We start from the raw sequence: 16,688 nt of genomic DNA, 5'->3' as shown, positions 1-16,688 counted from the left end.
ATACCGCTCTGACTATCGGCGGATCTCCTCGGGTCGACCTACTCCCGCCGGAAATACGGGCGGACGCCCGAACGAAAGCTCAGCGGAGAAACATCGTCGGGTTGGCGGTCATTGCCACTCTTCTTGTAGCGGGAGGATACGTTCTGTCCGTGGTGTCGGTCGGATCGAGCGCAGGTCAGCTCGCGGCTGCCAACGACCGCACCTTTGACCTGCTTGACGAACAAAAGAAGTACTCAGAGATCAGCACCATCGACGCGCAGGTCGCTACAGCCGAGGAAGCACGAATTATCGGCACCTCGACCGAGATCGACTGGGAGAACTACCTTGGAGGACTGCAGGCCACCCTCCCGGCCGGGTCAACGGTTCAGACCGTGACGGTCGCTAGCGCCACCCCGCTGACCGTTTTTTCCATCCCCGGAAATCCCCTTGAGGGCGAGCGGATGGCGGAAATCGTGTTTGCAGTCACCGCGAAGGCTCTTCCCGACGTGGCGGTTTGGCTCGACAACCTCGCGGAGATACCAGGATTCGTCGATGCCTATCCAACGGCAATTGCGATGAGCGACGCGGGTGACTACACGCTGGATATGACGATCCACATTGATAAGGATGCGCTCGCCAATCGGTTCGCCCCGATCCAGGAGGAGGCCCAGTGATCACCAACAGGACTTGGATCGCCGGTACGGCGGTCGTCGTAGCCGTAGTCGTGGCCCTCGGCTGGTTCCTCGGAATGGCACCAAATTTCGATGCGGCGTCTACTCTGTCGAAGCAGACTGCTCAGGTCGTCCAGCAGAACACCGCACACGAGGCCGCGATCGCGAGTCTCAAGAAGCGATACGAGAAACTTGCCGAGCGCAGAGCTGAAATGGCCGAGCTGCAGGTTGCCCTGCCGAGTTCGATCGAACTCACTTCCTTTATTCGAAATGTCACCGAACTGGCGGCGGCGACTGGCGTGAGCGTGGCAGGAGTGGAACCGGGTATTCCGACGGTATACCTGCCGGCGACGGCGGCAGCAGAAGGCGCAGAGACGGACCCCGAACCGACAGGCGCCGAGAGCGGTGAGGTGACAAACTCGACGGAAACCGACCAGCCCGAGTCGGCACTGATCAACGATGAGAATTTCATCCTCGTGCCAATGAGCGTCACAGTATCCGGCCCCTATGATGCCGCTCGAGCCTTCATCGGGGCACTACAAGGCGGAGAGCGTCTCTTCCTGGTGAGCGGAATCGCCTCTACTCTCCAGGCCAGTGACGCGCCCGCGACGAGCGGAGAACAGACCAAGCCTCTGCAGACCAAAATTGACGGGTTTATCTACGTGCTGATCGATCCGGCCAAGGCGTCAGCTGCAGCGGCGCTCGAGGAAGCGGAAACGGGTTCCGTGGCACCCACGGAGCCGCCCGCCGCGGAAGTAACGCCCGCGCCCACGGAGACCCCGGCGCCGTAGCCCGAGCCGCGATGCCTCGTGGTCGCCGAAACGGCGACCCCGGGGCATCCGCGGTTCTATTCGGCGGTCGGCCCCGTCAGGTCCGCGCGTTCTCGAGCAGGGCGAAGCCGGCCCGGTCTACCGAGGCAGTGGTCGCCGAGAGCACGACGACGCCGGTTCCGGCTTCGCGGTCGAGGCCGATCCAGGAGCGGAAGCCGCCCGTGCCGCCGTTGTGCCACGTGACGGTCCATCCTTTCTTCATCTCGATCGTGATCCAGGCGGCGCCGATCTGCACGCGCGGGCCGAACCGTGACGTGGGAGTCAGCGCGTCGATGCCGGGGGCGGATCCGTCGAGGAGCGCCGCGGTCAGCCGCGCCATGTCGGTGATGGACGATCGGATGCCGCCGGCCGGGCCGAGTGCCTCGCCCGTCCACGGCTGTCTCGGTCGCCCGTTCTTGGCGGAGCCGTCGACCGCGTCGGATCGCACCTGGTCCGGGGTCGCCGGCACATAGGTGTCGGGCAGGCCGAGGGGCTGCACGATACGTTCGCGCAGCAGCTCGGCATAGGTCGTCGAAGCGGCCGCGGCGATCGCGTGCCCGAGCAGTTCGAACCCCAGGTTCGAGTAGCGCGGCCGGGCCGAGCCGAGTGGGGTTGCGCGGGTCTGCGCGAGCAGCTCGTCGAGACTTTCGCCATAGGGGTTGCTGCCGTGGCGCCACACGTCGACGCTCTTCCTCAGCACGCGCGAGGCGCGGGGGAGGCGAGGCAGCCCCGACTGGTGAGCGCTCACCGCGGCGAGTGTCGCGGCCGCCGCCGGGCAATCGCCCAGCGGGAGCAGGTCGCCCAGGGTCGTGTCGGGTGTGATCTCGCCCCGCGCGAGCCCGTCGACGTAGAGGAGCCCGGTGACGCCCTTCGAGACCGACCCGATCTCGAAGTCAGACGTCAGCCCGGCGGCCCGCGCGGCAAGGGTCGACCCCGCGGGAGTGACGACGGCCGCGGCGGCCGGGGCGCCAGGCCTCACGAGGCCGTCGAGCCGTGCGACGAGCTCGATGTCGCCCGCGGTGACGTCGGTCACGACGCACCGTCGAATCGTCGCCCGCCGTGCTTCTTGTGCACGGCCTGCTTGCTGACGCCCAAGGCCTCGGCGATCTGCACGCCGGTCAGGCCCCTCGTGCGTGCGCGGTGCACCAGCACCGTCTCGGCGCGTGCCAGCTCGAGTCGTAGCTTCTTCAGGGCGCGCAGTGCTTCCAGCGGGTCATCTGCGCGTGTCCCGACCAGTCGGGCGAGGTCGACCATATCCATAGCGGTCAACCGTAGTTGACCGCTGCGAACGGCGTCAACGGGGATCTTAACCCCACCGGCTAGCCTCTGCCTCGCCGCAGACATCCGTTGGTAGAGTGACACGACCAATTTGGATGGCCGCTCGGGGCCTGTTAGAGGAGTACTTCATGGCCGACAAGACCGACGAGCCCAACACCCCCGCCGCGAACAACACGGGCGAGACGCCCGTGACCCCGACCGGAGAGACCCCTACGAACAGCACGCCCACCGACAGCGCTCCCGGCTACGAGACGCCCACCGACAGCACGCCCGGTTACGACAGCCCCGTATACGACAGCCTCGTCGACACCGGAGAGCCGGTCGTCGCGACCGTTGACGAAGAGCCGAAGACCACCGAGTACTCCACGCCCCCGGCCGAGCACGACGAGATCGTCGTCGAGGAGGCCGAGTACGCCCCCGAAGAGCCCGCGACCCAGCGCGACACCGCCGTCGTCGAAGAGGCGCCCCGCGAGGCACCCTACGTCGCACCCGTCACGCCCCCCGCGGCAACGGCAGCAGCCGCGCCCGCGCAGCCCAACGTCGTCTACGTCAACAAGCCGCAGGAGCCCGTCGAGAAGAACAACCGCGGCTTCGGCGTGCTCATCTCGCTGGCCGCGACCGTCGTCTTCCTGATCGTGCTGGCCATCGTCATGACGATCATCTACAGCTCCCGCTCGAACGAGCTGTTCGTCGACTTCCTCGCCCAGACCGCGTTCTACGTGCCCGCGCTGTTCTTCCTCGTCGGCTCGGTGGTGCTCGCACTGCTGCTCAACCGCGCCGGCTGGTGGGCCCACGTCATCGGCAGCCTCGTCGTCGCGCTGTTCGTCTACTTCGGCACCATCGCCACCGTGCTGGTCGTCAACGGTGTCGTGTTGCTCACGCCCTCAGAGGCGGCCGAGCAGTTCCGTCTCGGAACGGTGAGCCCGTTCACCATCGCGGCCGCCCTGGTCGCCCGCGAGGTCGCGATCTGGGCCGGCGCCATCATCGCCAGCCGCGGACGCAAGCTCAAGGCACGCAACACCGAGGCCCTCGAGGCGTTCCAGCGCGAGCAGGCCCAGACGCGCGGGTACTGAGCGCGCGGGTACTGAGCTCCCGATGGGTGACCCGCCGCCGCTTCCGCCTCCGCCCGACCCGCGCATGCTGCCGGTGTTCGCGACGGTCACCTACGCGGCGTCCGTCATCGCACTCTGGGGCTTCCTGAGCCTCGGCCTCGACGCTGACGCGATAGCCCAGCGCGACGCCGGTCCGCTGCTCGGCCCCGCGATGGTGCTCGGCGCCTGCCTGGTCACGCTCGTCGCCCTGCTGCGCGTGCGCGGACGGTCGGCGCCCACCCGCGCCGGGCTCGCTGCCGCGGCATCCGTCTATATCGTCATGTTGGGCATCGGTGCGGTCGGGTATTCGCTCATCCGGGCGGATGTCTCGTGGCTCGTGCTCTTCGTCGGGGCGTACGGCCCCAGCCCGTTCGTGCTCGGTGCGGCACTGCTGAGCGGCATCGCCGTGGTGGCCGTCTGGGCCGGTACGCGGCGGGTCTGAGCCGTTGCGCTGCAGGAGAAACCCATTTGACCGCCGGGCCTACCGGGGATAGTATTTTGCAGGTGTGCGCTTTGTCGTGCGCTCCTGTCTGCCCACTTGGGCGCCGGTAGCCACGTACCTCGCATATTCAGGGTGTGATCTCACGATCGCCCCCCCACGGCATACCCGGCATCTGCCGGGTCCAGATGAACTCGAGATGAACTGCAAGGTTCTCTCGAATGCTAACCATCATGCAACTGTCACCGTGCAGTTATTACAAGGAGTTACTTAGTGCCCACTATTCAGCAGCTGGTCCGTAAGGGACGCAGCCCGAAGGTCGTCAAGACCAAGGCGCCCGCCCTCAAGGGCAACCCGCAGCAGCGCGGTGTTTGCACCCGCGTCTACACGACGACCCCCAAGAAGCCGAACTCTGCCCTGCGCAAGGTCGCTCGCGTCAAGCTGAGCAACGGCACCGAGGTCACCGCCTACATCCCCGGTGAAGGCCACAACCTCCAGGAGCACTCGATGGTCCTGGTCCGCGGCGGTCGCGTAAAGGACCTCCCCGGTGTTCGCTACAAGATCGTTCGCGGCGCCCTGGACACCCAGGCCGTCAAGAACCGCAAGCAGGCTCGCAGCCGTTACGGCGCGAAGATGGAGAAGAAGTAATGCCTCGCAAGGGTCCAGCTCCCAAGCGCCCCGTAGTAGCCGATCCGGTCTACGGCGCCCCCATCGTCAGCCAGCTCGTCAACAAGATCCTTCTTGATGGCAAGAAGGGCCTCGCCGAGCGCATCGTCTACGGCGCGCTCGAAGGCGTGTCGGCCAAGAACGGCCAGGACGCCGTCGTCACCTTGAAGAAGGCCCTCGACAACGTTCGCCCCACCCTCGAGGTCCGCAGCCGCCGCGTCGGTGGCTCGACCTACCAGGTGCCGGTCGAGGTCAAGCCTCACCGCGCCAACACGCTCGCCCTGCGTTGGCTCACGAGCTACGCCAAGGGTCGTCGTGAGAAGACCATGACCGAGCGCCTCACCAACGAGATCCTCGACGCATCGAACGGCCTCGGCGCCGCGGTGAAGCGTCGCGAGGACACTCACAAGATGGCCGAGTCGAACAAGGCCTTCGCGCACTACCGCTGGTAAACAGCTCCTTTTGAAGTGGCGGATGCCGCGGCACCCGCCACTTCGAATGTTTGCTCCACCCATCTACCCAATCTCTTTCGGAGGAACTCCGTGGCACAAGACGTGCTCACCGACCTGAACAAGGTCCGCAACATCGGCATCATGGCTCACATCGATGCTGGCAAGACGACGACCACCGAGCGCATCCTGTTCTACACCGGCGTTAACCACAAGATCGGCGAGACCCACGACGGCGCCTCGACGATGGACTGGATGGCGCAGGAGCAGGAACGTGGCATCACGATCACGTCCGCTGCCACGACGTGCTTCTGGAACAACAACCAGATCAACATCATCGACACCCCCGGCCACGTCGACTTCACCGTCGAGGTGGAGCGCTCGCTCCGCGTGCTCGACGGCGCTGTCGCGGTGTTCGACGGCAAGGAGGGCGTTGAGCCCCAGTCCGAGACCGTCTGGCGCCAGGCCGACAAGTACGACGTTCCCCGCATCTGCTTCGTCAACAAGATGGACAAGCTCGGCGCGGACTTCTACTACACCGTCGACACGATCGTGAACCGCCTCGGCGCGAAGCCGCTCGTCATCCAGATCCCGATCGGATTCGAGTCGGGCTTCGAGGGTGTCGTCGACATCGTCGAGATGCGCGCGCTGACCTGGCGTGGAGACTCCAAGGGTGACGTCGAGATGGGCGCCAAGTACGCCATCGAAGAGATCCCCGCCGACCTCGTCGAGAAGGCGAACGAGTACCGTGCGACCCTGCTCGAGGTCGTCGCCGAGACCGACGACGCGCTCCTCGAGCGCTTCATGGAGGGCGACACCGACTTCTCGGTCGCCGAGATCAAGAAGGCCATCCGTGGCCTGACGATCACCAGCCAGATCTACCCCGTGCTCTGCGGTTCCGCGTTCAAGAACCGCGGCGTTCAGCCGATGCTCGACGCCGTTGTGGACTACCTCCCCAGCCCGCTCGACGTGCCGGCCACCGAGGGTCACGACGTGCGCGACGAAGAGAAGATCATCGTCCGCCACCCCGACGCTTCGGAGCCGTTCGCTGCTCTCGCCTTCAAGGTCGCCGTTCACCCGTTCTTCGGTCGTCTCACCTACATCCGCGTGTACTCCGGTCACGTCGACTCGGGTGCGCAGCTGATGAACGCGACCAAGGGCAAGAAGGAGCGCATCGGAAAGATCTTCCAGATGCACGCCAACAAGGAAATGCCGATCGACTCGATCACCGCCGGCCACATCTACGCGGTCATCGGCCTCAAGGACACGACCACCGGTGACACGCTCACCGACCCGCAGAACCAGATCGTTCTCGAGTCGATGACGTTCCCGGAGCCCGTCATCGAGGTCGCCATCGAGCCGAAGACGAAGCAGGACCAGGAAAAGCTGGGCGTCGCAATCCAGAAGCTCGCCGAGGAAGACCCCACGTTCCGCACGGAGCAGAACGTCGACACCGGCCAGACGGTCATCAAGGGAATGGGCGAGCTTCACCTCGACATCCTGGTCGACCGCATGAAGCGCGAATTCAACGTCGAGGCGAACGTGGGCAAGCCCCAGGTCGCCTACCGCGAGACGATTCGTCGCGTGGTCGACAAGCACGACTACACCCACAAGAAGCAGACCGGTGGATCGGGTCAGTTCGCTAAGGTGCAGATCTCGCTTGAGCCGATGGAGGTCACTCCCGACAAGATCTACGAGTTCGAGAACAAGGTCTCCGGTGGACGTATCCCCCGCGAGTACATTGGCTCGATCGACGCTGGTTTCCAGGCTTCCATGGCTGTCGGCGTTCTCGCCGGCTACCCCATGGTCGGCGTTCGAGGAATCATCCTCGACGGTGCCGCTCACGATGTTGACTCGTCCGAAATGGCGTTCAAGATCGCGGGCTCGATGGCTTTCAAGGAAGCCGCTCGTAAGGCACAGCCCGTTCTGCTCGAGCCGCTGATGGCCGTCGAGGTTCGCACGCCCGAGGAGTACATGGGCGACGTAATCGGCGACCTGAACTCGCGTCGCGGGCAGATCCAGTCGATGGAGGACGCCACCGGCGTCAAGGTGATTCGTGCAAACGTGCCACTGTCGGAGATGTTCGGGTACGTTGGTGACCTTCGGTCGAAGACTTCCGGACGTGCTGTTTACTCCATGACGTTCGACAGCTACTCCGAGGTGCCCCGCGCGGTCGCCGACGAGATCATCCAGAAGAACAAGGGCGAGTAGTAACACCACTCACCACAAGAGACCGCGGCAATCTGCGGCCCTGTGCTTTGGCGTCACTCGCCCGAGTAACATAAGTACACACCAAGTCGCGAAGCATCCGATTTCCAATCTTTGAAAATCGGATGCCTAGCACCCGAGTCCTGAGGAGGACCCAGTGGCTAAGGCCAAGTTCGAGCGGAGCAAGCCGCACGTAAACATCGGAACCATCGGTCACGTTGACCACGGAAAGACCACGCTCACTGCAGCGATTTCCAAGGTTCTCGCCGACAAGTTCCCTTCCGCAACGAACGTTCAGCGCGACTTCGCGTCGATCGACTCGGCTCCGGAAGAGCGCCAGCGCGGTATCACGATCAACATCTCGCACGTCGAGTACGAGACCGAGAAGCGTCACTACGCTCACGTTGACGCTCCTGGTCACGCTGACTACATCAAGAACATGATCACCGGTGCCGCTCAGATGGACGGTGCGATCCTCGTGGTTGCAGCGACCGACGGCCCCATGGCTCAGACCCGTGAGCACGTTCTTCTCGCCAAGCAGGTCGGCGTGCCGTACCTCATGGTCGCGCTGAACAAGTCCGACATGGTTGACGACGAAGAGATCCTTGAGCTCGTCGAGCTCGAGGTTCGCGAACTCCTCTCCAGCCAGGGCTTCGACGGAGACAACGCTCCCGTTATCCGCGTTTCGGGCCTCAAGGCTCTCGAGGGTGACGCCAAGTGGGAAGACTCCATCCTGGAGCTCATGGCCGCCGCGGATGAGTCCATCCCCGACCCCATCCGCGACAAGGACAAGCCGTTCCTCATGCCGATCGAGGACGTCTTCACGATCACCGGTCGTGGAACCGTCGTCACGGGCCGCGCCGAGCGTGGCACGCTCGCCATCAACTCCGATGTCGAGATCGTTGGAATTCGCCCGATCCAGAAGACCACGGTCACTGGTATCGAGATGTTCCACAAGCAGCTCGACGAGGCTTGGGCCGGCGAGAACTGTGGTCTGCTGCTCCGCGGCACGAAGCGTGAAGACGTCGAGCGTGGCCAGGTTGTCGTCAAGCCCGGCTCGGTCACCCCTCACACGAACTTCACCGGTACCGCGTACATCCTTTCCAAGGAAGAGGGCGGCCGTCACAACCCGTTCTACGCGAACTACCGTCCGCAGTTCTACTTCCGTACCACCGACGTCACCGGCGTCATCACGCTGCCCGAGGGCACCGAGATGGTAATGCCCGGCGACACCACCGACATGACCGTTGAGCTGATTCAGCCCATCGCCATGGAAGAGGGCCTGCGTTTCGCCATCCGCGAGGGTGGCCGCACGGTTGGTGCTGGAACGGTTACAACCATCATCAAGTAGTACCCCGCTTTACTAGAGGGCCCGCAGCGCTAGCGCTGCGGGCCCTTTTGCGTGCCCCCCGCCGCCGTCGCGCCGCCGGTGTCTGCGTGGCATTGGGTCACCTGCGCGATGGCGCCCCTGCGCAGACGTCCCAGGCTTGCGCAGACATCGCGGCCACCCTCTCCTTCCGGGCGCCGTGCCGAGGCGGATAGTGCACCGAGTGGCACATGTCGGTGGATCAGCCGCGGCCTCCGGCGCAGGCTTACGGGTGTGGCGGATGATCCGGTGAAAGTAACTCTCGCGCGGCACCTCGACGAGGTGTACGACTTCCGGCGCAAGCACGCCCGCAATGCGTTGCGCGGCAGCGAAGTACGTATCGCGGGCGGTGCGTACGTCGATGCGGGGGAGTGGACTGCGCTGGGGGCGCGCGAACGCTACCTCGTGAAGATCCGTGCCGTCGTAGAGACGAGGCGGCACCGCGCCGTGCTCTCCCACCGTTCGGCCGCCGCCATCCACGGTCTCCCCGCTCTCGAACCCTGGCCGGGCTCCGTTCACTTCACCGCCGGCGTCACCTCGGGCGGCCGTTCGAGTGGCGACGTCGTGCGCCATTCCGCACACCTCGCTGACGGCGATGTGGTCGAGATCGACGGTCTGTTGGTGACATCGATTGCGCGCACAGTTCTGGACCTGGCAGTCGCCGAGCCCGAGCTGGCCAGCGTCACTGCTCTAGACCGGGCCCTTCACATTGATCGAAAGAACATCTCGCCGACACTGTTGACCACCGAGGAACTCTGGCGAACCTATAACGCCCACATGCCGTTCCGCGGCCACGTTCGCGCCCGGAATGCTTTCGAGTTCGCCGTAACGGAAGCGGACTCGCCCCTCGAATCAGTCAGTAGGGTCAACATGCGCATCATCGGGTTTCCGGCGCCCGAGCTTCAACACCGATTCGACGACTATCGTGGCCTCATCGGCTACAGCGAGTTCTACTGGCCGAAGCACGGTCTTGTGGGGGAGGCGGATGGCCGGTCGAAGTACACCGACCCGGCATTCAAGAAGGGTCGCAGCCTCGAGCAGGTGCTCCTCGACGAGAAAGAGCGCGCGGATCGCATCCGGGCGACGGGACCCGACGTTTCGAGGTGGGGGTGGCAGACCGCGATCCAGCCCGAAGCACTCAGGCGCCATCTGGTGGCGGCGGGCCTCCCGACCGCATGACCGCAGCGGTGTTTGCGCCACCGTGGGTCACCTGCGCACGGGCGCGCACGCGCAGGTGACCCCATACGGCGCAGACGCAGCGCGGCGCGGGAAACTCGCCACGCGAGGTGCCGTGGAGGGGCCGCGGGGGAGGCGCATCCGGCAGCCGCGCATCGCGCCGGAACCGCGAGAATCCGCGGCAGAAGCCGACACGCCGAGTGCGACACGCCCGGGTTGCACGAGGGTGAAGAGTGTGGCAAACTCGTCTAGTTCAACATTTCGCCGTCCACGGACGCGCGGATCACTCCCAGGCAGTGCATAGTCCGACTCGTTCGGGTAAGGCGACTAGGCCGCGGGGAGAAGAACTCAGCGTAAATCGACCTCCCGTCACCTAGGAGACGTGTGTGCCCGCGAGGGCCCCGCGTTACCGGCCGGGAAGCGATGACAGCACCAGCACGACCGCATCCAATAGTTGCGCACGTACCAACCCGGTACTACAAGGCGCAGGCCACGATGCGATACAGAGAGAGAGTCAGACATGGCGGGACAAAAGATCCGCATTCGACTTAAGTCGTACGACCACGAGGTCATCGACTCTTCGGCGCGCAAGATCGTCGACACCGTTACCCGCGCCGGCGCGACCGTCGTCGGACCGGTGCCGCTGCCCACCGAGAAGAACGTGGTTGTTGTAATCCGTTCGCCTCACAAGTACAAGGACAGCCGCGAGCACTTCGAGAAGCGCACGCACAAGCGCCTCATCGACATCATTGACCCGACGCCCAAGGCCGTCGACTCGCTCATGCGTCTCGACCTGCCGGCCGACGTCAACATCGAGATCAAGCTGTAAGGGGGATCCAATGGCTGACAACAACAAGAGCACAAAGGGCCTCCTCGGCACCAAGCTCGGCATGACCCAGGTCTGGGACGAGAACAACAAGCTCGTTCCCGTCACCGTCGTGGAGATCTCTCCCAACGTCGTGACGCAGCTGCGCACGCAGGAGATCGACGGCTACGCAGCCGTTCAGATCGCCTACGGCCAGATCGACCCCCGCAAGTCGAACAAGCCGGCCACCGGTCACTTCGACAAGGCAGGCGTCACGCCTCGCCGTCACCTCACCGAGGTCCGCACCGCGGACGCAGCTGACTACAGCCTCGGCCAGGAGATCGCAGTCGACATCTTCTCCGCCGGCCAGCTCGTCGACGTCGTCGGCACGAGCAAGGGCAAGGGATTCGCCGGTGTTATGAAGCGTCACAACTTCAAGGGTGTCTCCAGCTCGCACGGTTCGCACCGCAACCACCGCAAGCCCGGTTCCATCGGTGCCTCGTCCACGCCTTCGCGCGTGTTCAAGGGCATGCGCATGGCCGGCCGTATGGGTGGCGAGCGCGTCACCGTCCTCAACCTCAAGGTCCACGCAGTTGACCTCGAGAAGGGCCTCATCCTGGTCAAGGGTGCCGTTCCCGGCGCCAAGGGCCGTCTCGTATTCGTCCGCAACGCAGTGAAGGGAGCGTAGTTCCATGGCAGAAACAGCTGGCGTAGCCACGCTCGACGTCATCGACACCAGCGGCAAGAAGGTCGGCTCGGTCGACCTTCCCGCCGAAACGTTCGACGTCCAGACCAACGTTCCGCTCATCCACCAGGTCGTCGTCGCGCAGCGCGCAGCGGCTCGCCAGGGTACGCACAACACGCTTCGCCGTGGTGAAGTCTCCGGTGCTGGTCGTAAGCCCTTCAAGCAGAAGGGAACCGGTCGCGCTCGTCAGGGCTCGATCCGCGCCCCCCAGATGAAGGGTGGTGGCATCGTTCACGGACCCCACCCCCGCGACTACTCGCAGCGCACCCCCAAGAAGATGATCGCGGCAGCACTGCGCGGTGCACTTTCCGACCGCGCACGCGGCGAGCGTATCCACGTCATCGACTCGCTGTCGGTTGGCCAGACTCCCTCGACGAAGGCGATCGTGAGCCTGCTCGCGACCATCGCGCCGGCCAAGCACGTTCTGATCGTTCTCGAGCGTGACGACGAGCTGAGCTACAAGAGCGTCCGTAACATCCCGGCCGTTCACGTGCTCCCCTACGACCAGCTCAACGCGTACGACGTCGTCGTTTCCGACGACATCATCTTCACCGAAGGTGCGTTCAACGCGTTCGTTGCTTTCAACAACAAGTCCAAGGAAGAGGTCAGCGCATGACCGCCACGCAAAAGGATCCTCGCGACATCGTGATCTCGCCTGTTGTCTCTGAGAAGAGCTACAGCTTGATCGATGACGGCAAGTACACCTTCGTCGTTGACCCCCGCGCGAACAAGACCGAGATCAAGCTCGCTATCGAGAAGATCTTCAACGTCAAGGTCGCTTCGGTCAACACCCTGAACCGCACGGGCAAGACCCGCCGCACCAAGTTCGGACTCGGAAAGCGCAAAGACACCAAGCGTGCCATTGTCACCCTGAAGTCCGGTTCCATCGACATCTTCACGGCTGTCGGCTAGGGAACGAGGAGAAACTCATGGCTATTCGCAAGTACAAGCCCACTACCCCGGGTCGTCGCGGTTCGTCCGTCGCCGACTTCGCCGAGATCACCCGATCGACGCCGGAGAAGTCGCTGCTTCGTCCCCTGCCCAAGACCGGTGGCCGTAACAACGCCGGCCGCATCACGACCCGTCACATCGGTGGTGGCCACAAGCGCCAGTACCGCGTCATCGACTTCAAGCGCAATGACAAAGACGGCGTGAACGCCAAGGTCGCTCACATCGAGTACGACCCCAACCGCACGGCTCGCATCGCGCTGCTGCACTACGTTGACGGTACGAAGCGCTACATCATCGCTCCGAACAAGCTCAGCCAGGGCGACATCATCGAGTCGGGCCCCTCGGCCGACATCAAGCCGGGTAACAACCTTCCGCTGAAGAACATCCCCGTCGGTACCGTTATCCACGCGATCGAGCTCCGCCCGGGCGGCGGCGCCAAGATGGCACGTTCCGCCGGTGCATCCGTTCGTCTCGTCGCCAAGGACGGCCCCTACGCGCAGCTCCGTCTGCCATCGGGTGAAATCCGCAACGTCGACGTGCGCAACCGCGCCACGATCGGCGAGGTCGGCAACGCCGAGCAGTCGAACATCAACTGGGGTAAGGCCGGCCGCATGCGCTGGAAAGGCGTACGCCCGACCGTTCGTGGTGTTGCCATGAACCCGGTTGACCACCCGCACGGTGGTGGTGAGGGTAAGACGTCCGGTGGACGTCACCCCGTCACCCCTTGGGGCCAGAAGGAAGGTCGCACGCGTAAGCGCAACCTCCCGTCCGACAAGCTCATCGTTCGTCGCCGCAATGTCGGCAAGAAGCGCAAGTAGGAGTTGTAGAAGATGCCACGCAGTCTGAAGAAGGGCCCCTTCGTCGATGACCACCTGCTTCGCAAGGTAGTTGTCGCCAACGAGGCCAAGAGCAAGAACGTAATCAAGACCTGGTCGCGCCGTTCCATGATCATTCCGATCATGCTCGGTCACACCATTGCGGTGCACGACGGCCGCAAGCACATTCCGGTGTTCGTCACCGAATCCATGGTGGGCCACAAGCTCGGCGAGTTCTCGCCCACCCGCACCTTCCGTGGACACGTGAAGGACGACAAGAAGGGGCGCCGCCGCTAATGGTTCAGTCCATCGCTCGCGTGAAGCACATTCGCGTAACCCCCACGAAGGCTCGTCGTGTAGTCAACCTCATCCGTGGCAAGCAGGCGGCTGAAGCTCTGGCCATCCTGAAGTTCGCACCCCAGGGTGCGAGCGAGCCCGTGTACAAGCTCGTTGCCTCGGCAATGGCCAACGCACGAGTCAAGGCTGACGCAGCCAACGCCTTCCTCGACGACCAGGACCTGTTCGTCTCCGAAGCTTTCGTCGACGAGGGAACGACCCTGAAGCGGTTCCAGCCGCGTGCACAGGGCCGCGCCTTCCAGATCCTTAAGCGCACGAGCCACATCACGATCGTCCTGACCACTCCGGATGAAGGAAAGAAGTAATGGGCCAGAAAGTAAATCCTTACGGCTTCCGTCTGGGAATCACGACCGACCACGTGTCGCGTTGGTTCTCTGACAGCACCAAGGTCGGACAGCGTTACAGCGACTACGTCGCCGAGGACATCAAGATCCGCAACCTGCTCAAGACGAGCCTCGACCGTGCGGGCGTAGCCCGTATCGAGATCGAGCGCACCCGTGACCGCGTTCGCGTCGACATTCACACCGCCCGTCCGGGCATCGTGATCGGTCGCCGTGGCGCCGAGGCCGAGCGCATCCGCACCGACCTCGAGAAGCTCTCGGGCAAGCAGATCCAGCTCAACATCCTCGAGGTGAAGAACCCCGAAGCAGAAGCCCAGCTTGTTGCCCAGGGAATCGCCGAACAGCTCACCGCACGTGTGGCCTTCCGCCGCGCGATGCGTAAGGGCATGCAGGGTGCTCAGCGCACGTCGACCGTCAAGGGTGTCCGCATCCAGGTCAGCGGTCGTCTGGGTGGCGCCGAGATGAGCCGTTCCGAGTTCTACCGCGAAGGCCGCGTGCCGCTGCACACGCTTCGCGCGAACATCGACTACGGCTTCTACGAGGCAAAGACCACCTTCGGCCGCATCGGCGTGAAGGTCTGGATCTACAAGGGTGACATCACCAACAAGGAGCTTGCTCGCGAGCAGGCCAACCAGAAGTCGACCCGCCCCGAGCGTCGCGACGACCGTGGCGGAGACCGCCGCGACAGCCGCGCCCCCCGCAACTCTGCCCCCAAGGCAGAGGCTCCGGCGGCGGCACCAGCAGGAGTTGAGGCGTAACCATGTTGATTCCACGCAAGGTCAAGCACCGCAAGCAGCACCACCCCGGCCGTAGTGGCCACGCGACCGGTGGTACGAAGGTTTCGTTCGGCGAGTACGGCATCCAGGCTCTCACGCCCGCGTATGTCACCAACCGCCAGATCGAGTCCGCTCGTATCGCCATGACGCGTCACATCAAGCGCGGCGGAAAGGTGTGGATCAACATCTACCCCGACCGTCCGCTCACGAAGAAGCCGGCCGAAACCCGCATGGGTTCCGGTAAGGGTTCGCCCGAGTGGTGGGTTGCCAACGTCAAGCCGGGTCGCGTGCTCTTCGAGCTCAGCGGCGTCAGCGAGGAAGTTGCTCGCGAAGCGATGACTCGCGCCATTCACAAGCTGCCTCTCAAGGCACGCATCATCAAGCGCGAGGAGGGCGACGCATAATGGCGATCGGATCCAAGGAGCTCGCACCAACCGAGCTCGACACTTTTGAAGACACGCAACTCGTAGACGAGCTGAAGAAGGCCAAGGAAGAGCTGTTCAACCTGCGCTTCCAGTCGGCCACCGGCCAGCTCGAGAGCCACGGCCGCCTGCGCGCCGTGAAGCGCGACATTGCCCGCATCTACACGGTTCTCCGTGAGCGCGAGCTCGGCATTCGGGCAACCCCCGTTGCCGTGGAGGCTCCTGCCAAGGAGACCAAGGCAAAGAAGACCAAGAAGACGGATGACTCGGCTGCTGCCGAGGCGCCCGCCACCGATGAGACGAAGGAGGCATAGTCATGGCTAAAGCCGAAGAGAAGACCCCCGTGGTCGAGACTGCCGAGCTCGCTCGCGGTTACCGTAAGACCCGCCGCGGCGTCGTCACCAGCGACAAGATGGAGAAGACCATCGTCGTTGAGGTCGAGGACCGCGTAAAGCACCCGTTGTACGGCAAGGTCATCCGCCGCACCTCGAAGGTCAAGGCTCACGATGAGCTGAACGCTGCCGCCGTAGGCGACTCCGTTCTCATCAGCGAGACCCGCCCCCTCAGTGCCACGAAGCGCTGGCGCCTCGTCGAAATCGTAGAGAAGGCCAAGTAAATGCTTCAGCAGGAATCCAGAGTTAAGGTCGCCGACAACACCGGCGCCAAGGTTCTGCTCACCATCCGCGTTCTCGGTGGCTCCGGCCGTCGTTACGCCGGCTTGGGCGACGTCATCGTTGCGACCGTCAAGGACGCAATCCCCGGTGGCAACGTCAAGAAGGGTGACGTCGTCAAGGCCGTCATCGTTCGCGTGAACAAGCAGACCCGCCGTTCCGACGGCTCCTACATCAAGTTTGACGAGAACGCCGCAGTGATCCTGAAGGCTGACGGAGACCCCCGCGGTACCCGCATCTTCGGCCCGGTCGGTCGTGAGCTTCGCGAGAAGAAGTTCATGAAGATCATCTCGCTGGCACCGGAGGTCATCTAGTCATGGCGAACATCAAGAAGGGCGACCTGGTGCAGGTCATCACGGGGCCAACGCAGGCCCGCGGCGGAGACCGCGGCAAGCAGGGCAAAGTGATCGAGATCCTGGGCGACAAGAACAAGATCCTCGTCGAGGGAATCAACTTCGTGACCAAGCACATCAAGGTCGGACAGACCCAGCGCGGCACGAAGACCGGTGGCGTCGAGCAGCATGAGGCGCCAATCCACATCTCGAACGTCCAGCTCGTCGACCCGAAGACCAAGAAGCCGACCCGAGTCGGATTCAAGCAAGAGGTCGTCGAGAAGAACGGCGTCAAGAAGACCGTGCGCGTGCGCTACGCGAAGAAGTCCGGAGAGAAGTTC

General features: G+C 64.0%; 24 protein-coding genes. 22 read left to right on the top strand and 2 right to left on the bottom strand.

Features of this window, described 5'->3' with window-relative positions; all coding sequences use genetic code 11:
- Positions 1–149: 149 nt before the first annotated feature.
- Together ACLQ6X_RS15895 and ACLQ6X_RS15890 are read left to right on the top strand one after the other, a co-directional pair.
- Positions 150–653 carry a hypothetical protein gene (locus tag ACLQ6X_RS15895; protein ID WP_411701121.1) on the top strand — a complete coding sequence of 168 codons (504 nt, stop codon included), beginning with the start codon at positions 150–152 and terminating at the stop codon, positions 651–653.
- Positions 650–1,441, top strand: coding sequence for a hypothetical protein (locus ACLQ6X_RS15890; protein WP_411701120.1), 792 nt, complete (start codon positions 650–652; stop codon positions 1,439–1,441). Before ACLQ6X_RS15895 ends, ACLQ6X_RS15890 begins: the two co-directional genes overlap by 4 nt.
- A 76-nt stretch (positions 1,442–1,517) precedes the next feature.
- Here ACLQ6X_RS15890 and ACLQ6X_RS15885 read toward each other — a convergent pair whose 3' ends face one another.
- Positions 1,518–2,492, bottom strand: coding sequence for a serine hydrolase domain-containing protein (locus tag ACLQ6X_RS15885; RefSeq protein WP_411701119.1), 975 nt, complete (start codon positions 2,490–2,492; stop codon positions 1,518–1,520).
- Positions 2,489–2,719 (bottom strand): AsnC family protein, encoded by a 231-nt coding sequence (locus tag ACLQ6X_RS15880; RefSeq protein ID WP_411701118.1) that lies wholly within the window; start codon positions 2,717–2,719, stop codon positions 2,489–2,491. Before ACLQ6X_RS15880 ends, ACLQ6X_RS15885 begins: the two co-directional genes overlap by 4 nt.
- Positions 2,720–2,865: 146 nt before the next feature.
- Between ACLQ6X_RS15880 and ACLQ6X_RS15875 the strand changes: the two genes are divergently transcribed.
- From ACLQ6X_RS15875 to rplX, 20 genes are all read left to right on the top strand, one after another.
- Positions 2,866–3,810, top strand: coding sequence for a hypothetical protein (locus ACLQ6X_RS15875; protein ID WP_411701117.1), 945 nt, complete (start codon positions 2,866–2,868; stop codon positions 3,808–3,810).
- Between the two features lie 22 nt (positions 3,811–3,832).
- Positions 3,833–4,270: a DUF6121 family protein gene (locus ACLQ6X_RS15870; RefSeq protein ID WP_411701116.1), complete on the top strand. Its 438-nt coding sequence runs from the start codon at positions 3,833–3,835 to the stop codon at positions 4,268–4,270.
- 270 nt (positions 4,271–4,540) lie between these two features.
- The gene (gene rpsL / locus ACLQ6X_RS15865; protein ID WP_184232704.1) at positions 4,541–4,915 is read left to right on the top strand and encodes a 30S ribosomal protein S12; all 375 of its coding nucleotides are present in this window, start codon (positions 4,541–4,543) and stop codon (positions 4,913–4,915) included.
- Complete coding sequence (gene rpsG, locus ACLQ6X_RS15860; RefSeq protein WP_130981948.1) at positions 4,915–5,385, top strand: 30S ribosomal protein S7; 471 nt, start codon at positions 4,915–4,917, stop codon at positions 5,383–5,385. The genes rpsL and rpsG overlap by 1 nt, the downstream gene beginning before the upstream one ends.
- Positions 5,386–5,475: 90 nt before the next feature.
- Positions 5,476–7,593 (top strand): elongation factor G, encoded by a 2,118-nt coding sequence (gene fusA / locus ACLQ6X_RS15855; protein ID WP_411701115.1) that lies wholly within the window; start codon positions 5,476–5,478, stop codon positions 7,591–7,593.
- A gap of 154 nt (positions 7,594–7,747) precedes the next feature.
- Positions 7,748–8,941 (top strand): elongation factor Tu, encoded by a 1,194-nt coding sequence (gene tuf / locus ACLQ6X_RS15850; protein ID WP_411701114.1) that lies wholly within the window; start codon positions 7,748–7,750, stop codon positions 8,939–8,941.
- A 264-nt stretch (positions 8,942–9,205) separates the two neighbouring features.
- A complete protein-coding gene (locus ACLQ6X_RS15845) occupies positions 9,206–10,135 on the top strand; it encodes a hypothetical protein (RefSeq protein WP_411701113.1) in 930 nt (309 codons plus the stop codon).
- A 517-nt stretch (positions 10,136–10,652) separates the two neighbouring features.
- On the top strand, positions 10,653–10,961 hold the full coding sequence (rpsJ, locus tag ACLQ6X_RS15840) for a 30S ribosomal protein S10 (protein ID WP_021010896.1): 309 nt from the start codon (positions 10,653–10,655) through the stop codon (positions 10,959–10,961).
- Positions 10,962–10,971: 10 nt separating this feature from the next.
- Positions 10,972–11,625 carry a 50S ribosomal protein L3 gene (rplC, locus tag ACLQ6X_RS15835; RefSeq protein WP_188511382.1) on the top strand — a complete coding sequence of 218 codons (654 nt, stop codon included), beginning with the start codon at positions 10,972–10,974 and terminating at the stop codon, positions 11,623–11,625.
- Between the two features lie 4 nt (positions 11,626–11,629).
- The gene (gene rplD / locus ACLQ6X_RS15830) at positions 11,630–12,298 is read left to right on the top strand and encodes a 50S ribosomal protein L4 (RefSeq protein ID WP_411701112.1); all 669 of its coding nucleotides are present in this window, start codon (positions 11,630–11,632) and stop codon (positions 12,296–12,298) included.
- Entirely contained in the window at positions 12,295–12,594 is a 300-nt protein-coding gene (rplW, locus tag ACLQ6X_RS15825; protein ID WP_184232715.1) for a 50S ribosomal protein L23, read from the top strand. The genes rplD and rplW overlap by 4 nt, the downstream gene beginning before the upstream one ends.
- A gap of 17 nt (positions 12,595–12,611) precedes the next feature.
- Entirely contained in the window at positions 12,612–13,451 is an 840-nt protein-coding gene (gene rplB / locus ACLQ6X_RS15820) for a 50S ribosomal protein L2 (RefSeq protein WP_411701111.1), read from the top strand.
- 12 nt (positions 13,452–13,463) lie between these two features.
- On the top strand, positions 13,464–13,745 hold the full coding sequence (rpsS, locus tag ACLQ6X_RS15815; RefSeq protein WP_188511385.1) for a 30S ribosomal protein S19: 282 nt from the start codon (positions 13,464–13,466) through the stop codon (positions 13,743–13,745).
- On the top strand, positions 13,745–14,110 hold the full coding sequence (rplV, locus tag ACLQ6X_RS15810) for a 50S ribosomal protein L22 (protein ID WP_411701110.1): 366 nt from the start codon (positions 13,745–13,747) through the stop codon (positions 14,108–14,110). Before rpsS ends, rplV begins: the two co-directional genes overlap by 1 nt.
- Entirely contained in the window at positions 14,110–14,904 is a 795-nt protein-coding gene (gene rpsC, locus ACLQ6X_RS15805; protein ID WP_188511387.1) for a 30S ribosomal protein S3, read from the top strand. Before rplV ends, rpsC begins: the two co-directional genes overlap by 1 nt.
- A 2-nt stretch (positions 14,905–14,906) precedes the next feature.
- Positions 14,907–15,326, top strand: a complete 420-nt coding sequence (gene rplP / locus ACLQ6X_RS15800) for a 50S ribosomal protein L16 (protein ID WP_188511388.1) — start codon at positions 14,907–14,909, stop codon at positions 15,324–15,326.
- Positions 15,326–15,658 carry a 50S ribosomal protein L29 gene (rpmC, locus tag ACLQ6X_RS15795; RefSeq protein ID WP_411701109.1) on the top strand — a complete coding sequence of 111 codons (333 nt, stop codon included), beginning with the start codon at positions 15,326–15,328 and terminating at the stop codon, positions 15,656–15,658. Before rplP ends, rpmC begins: the two co-directional genes overlap by 1 nt.
- A 2-nt stretch (positions 15,659–15,660) precedes the next feature.
- Positions 15,661–15,960: a 30S ribosomal protein S17 gene (gene rpsQ, locus ACLQ6X_RS15790; RefSeq protein WP_188511390.1), complete on the top strand. Its 300-nt coding sequence runs from the start codon at positions 15,661–15,663 to the stop codon at positions 15,958–15,960.
- Positions 15,961–16,329, top strand: coding sequence for a 50S ribosomal protein L14 (gene rplN / locus ACLQ6X_RS15785; RefSeq protein ID WP_411701108.1), 369 nt, complete (start codon positions 15,961–15,963; stop codon positions 16,327–16,329). It begins immediately after the preceding gene.
- Between the two features lie 2 nt (positions 16,330–16,331).
- The coding region (gene rplX, locus ACLQ6X_RS15780; RefSeq protein ID WP_411701107.1) for a 50S ribosomal protein L24 at positions 16,332–16,688 on the top strand (357 nt) is incomplete at its 3' end.

The organism is Conyzicola sp., assembly GCF_046714715.1.
Classification (GTDB): domain Bacteria; phylum Actinomycetota; class Actinomycetes; order Actinomycetales; family Microbacteriaceae; genus Conyzicola.
This window is presented reverse-complemented; position numbering and strand designations above follow the sequence as displayed.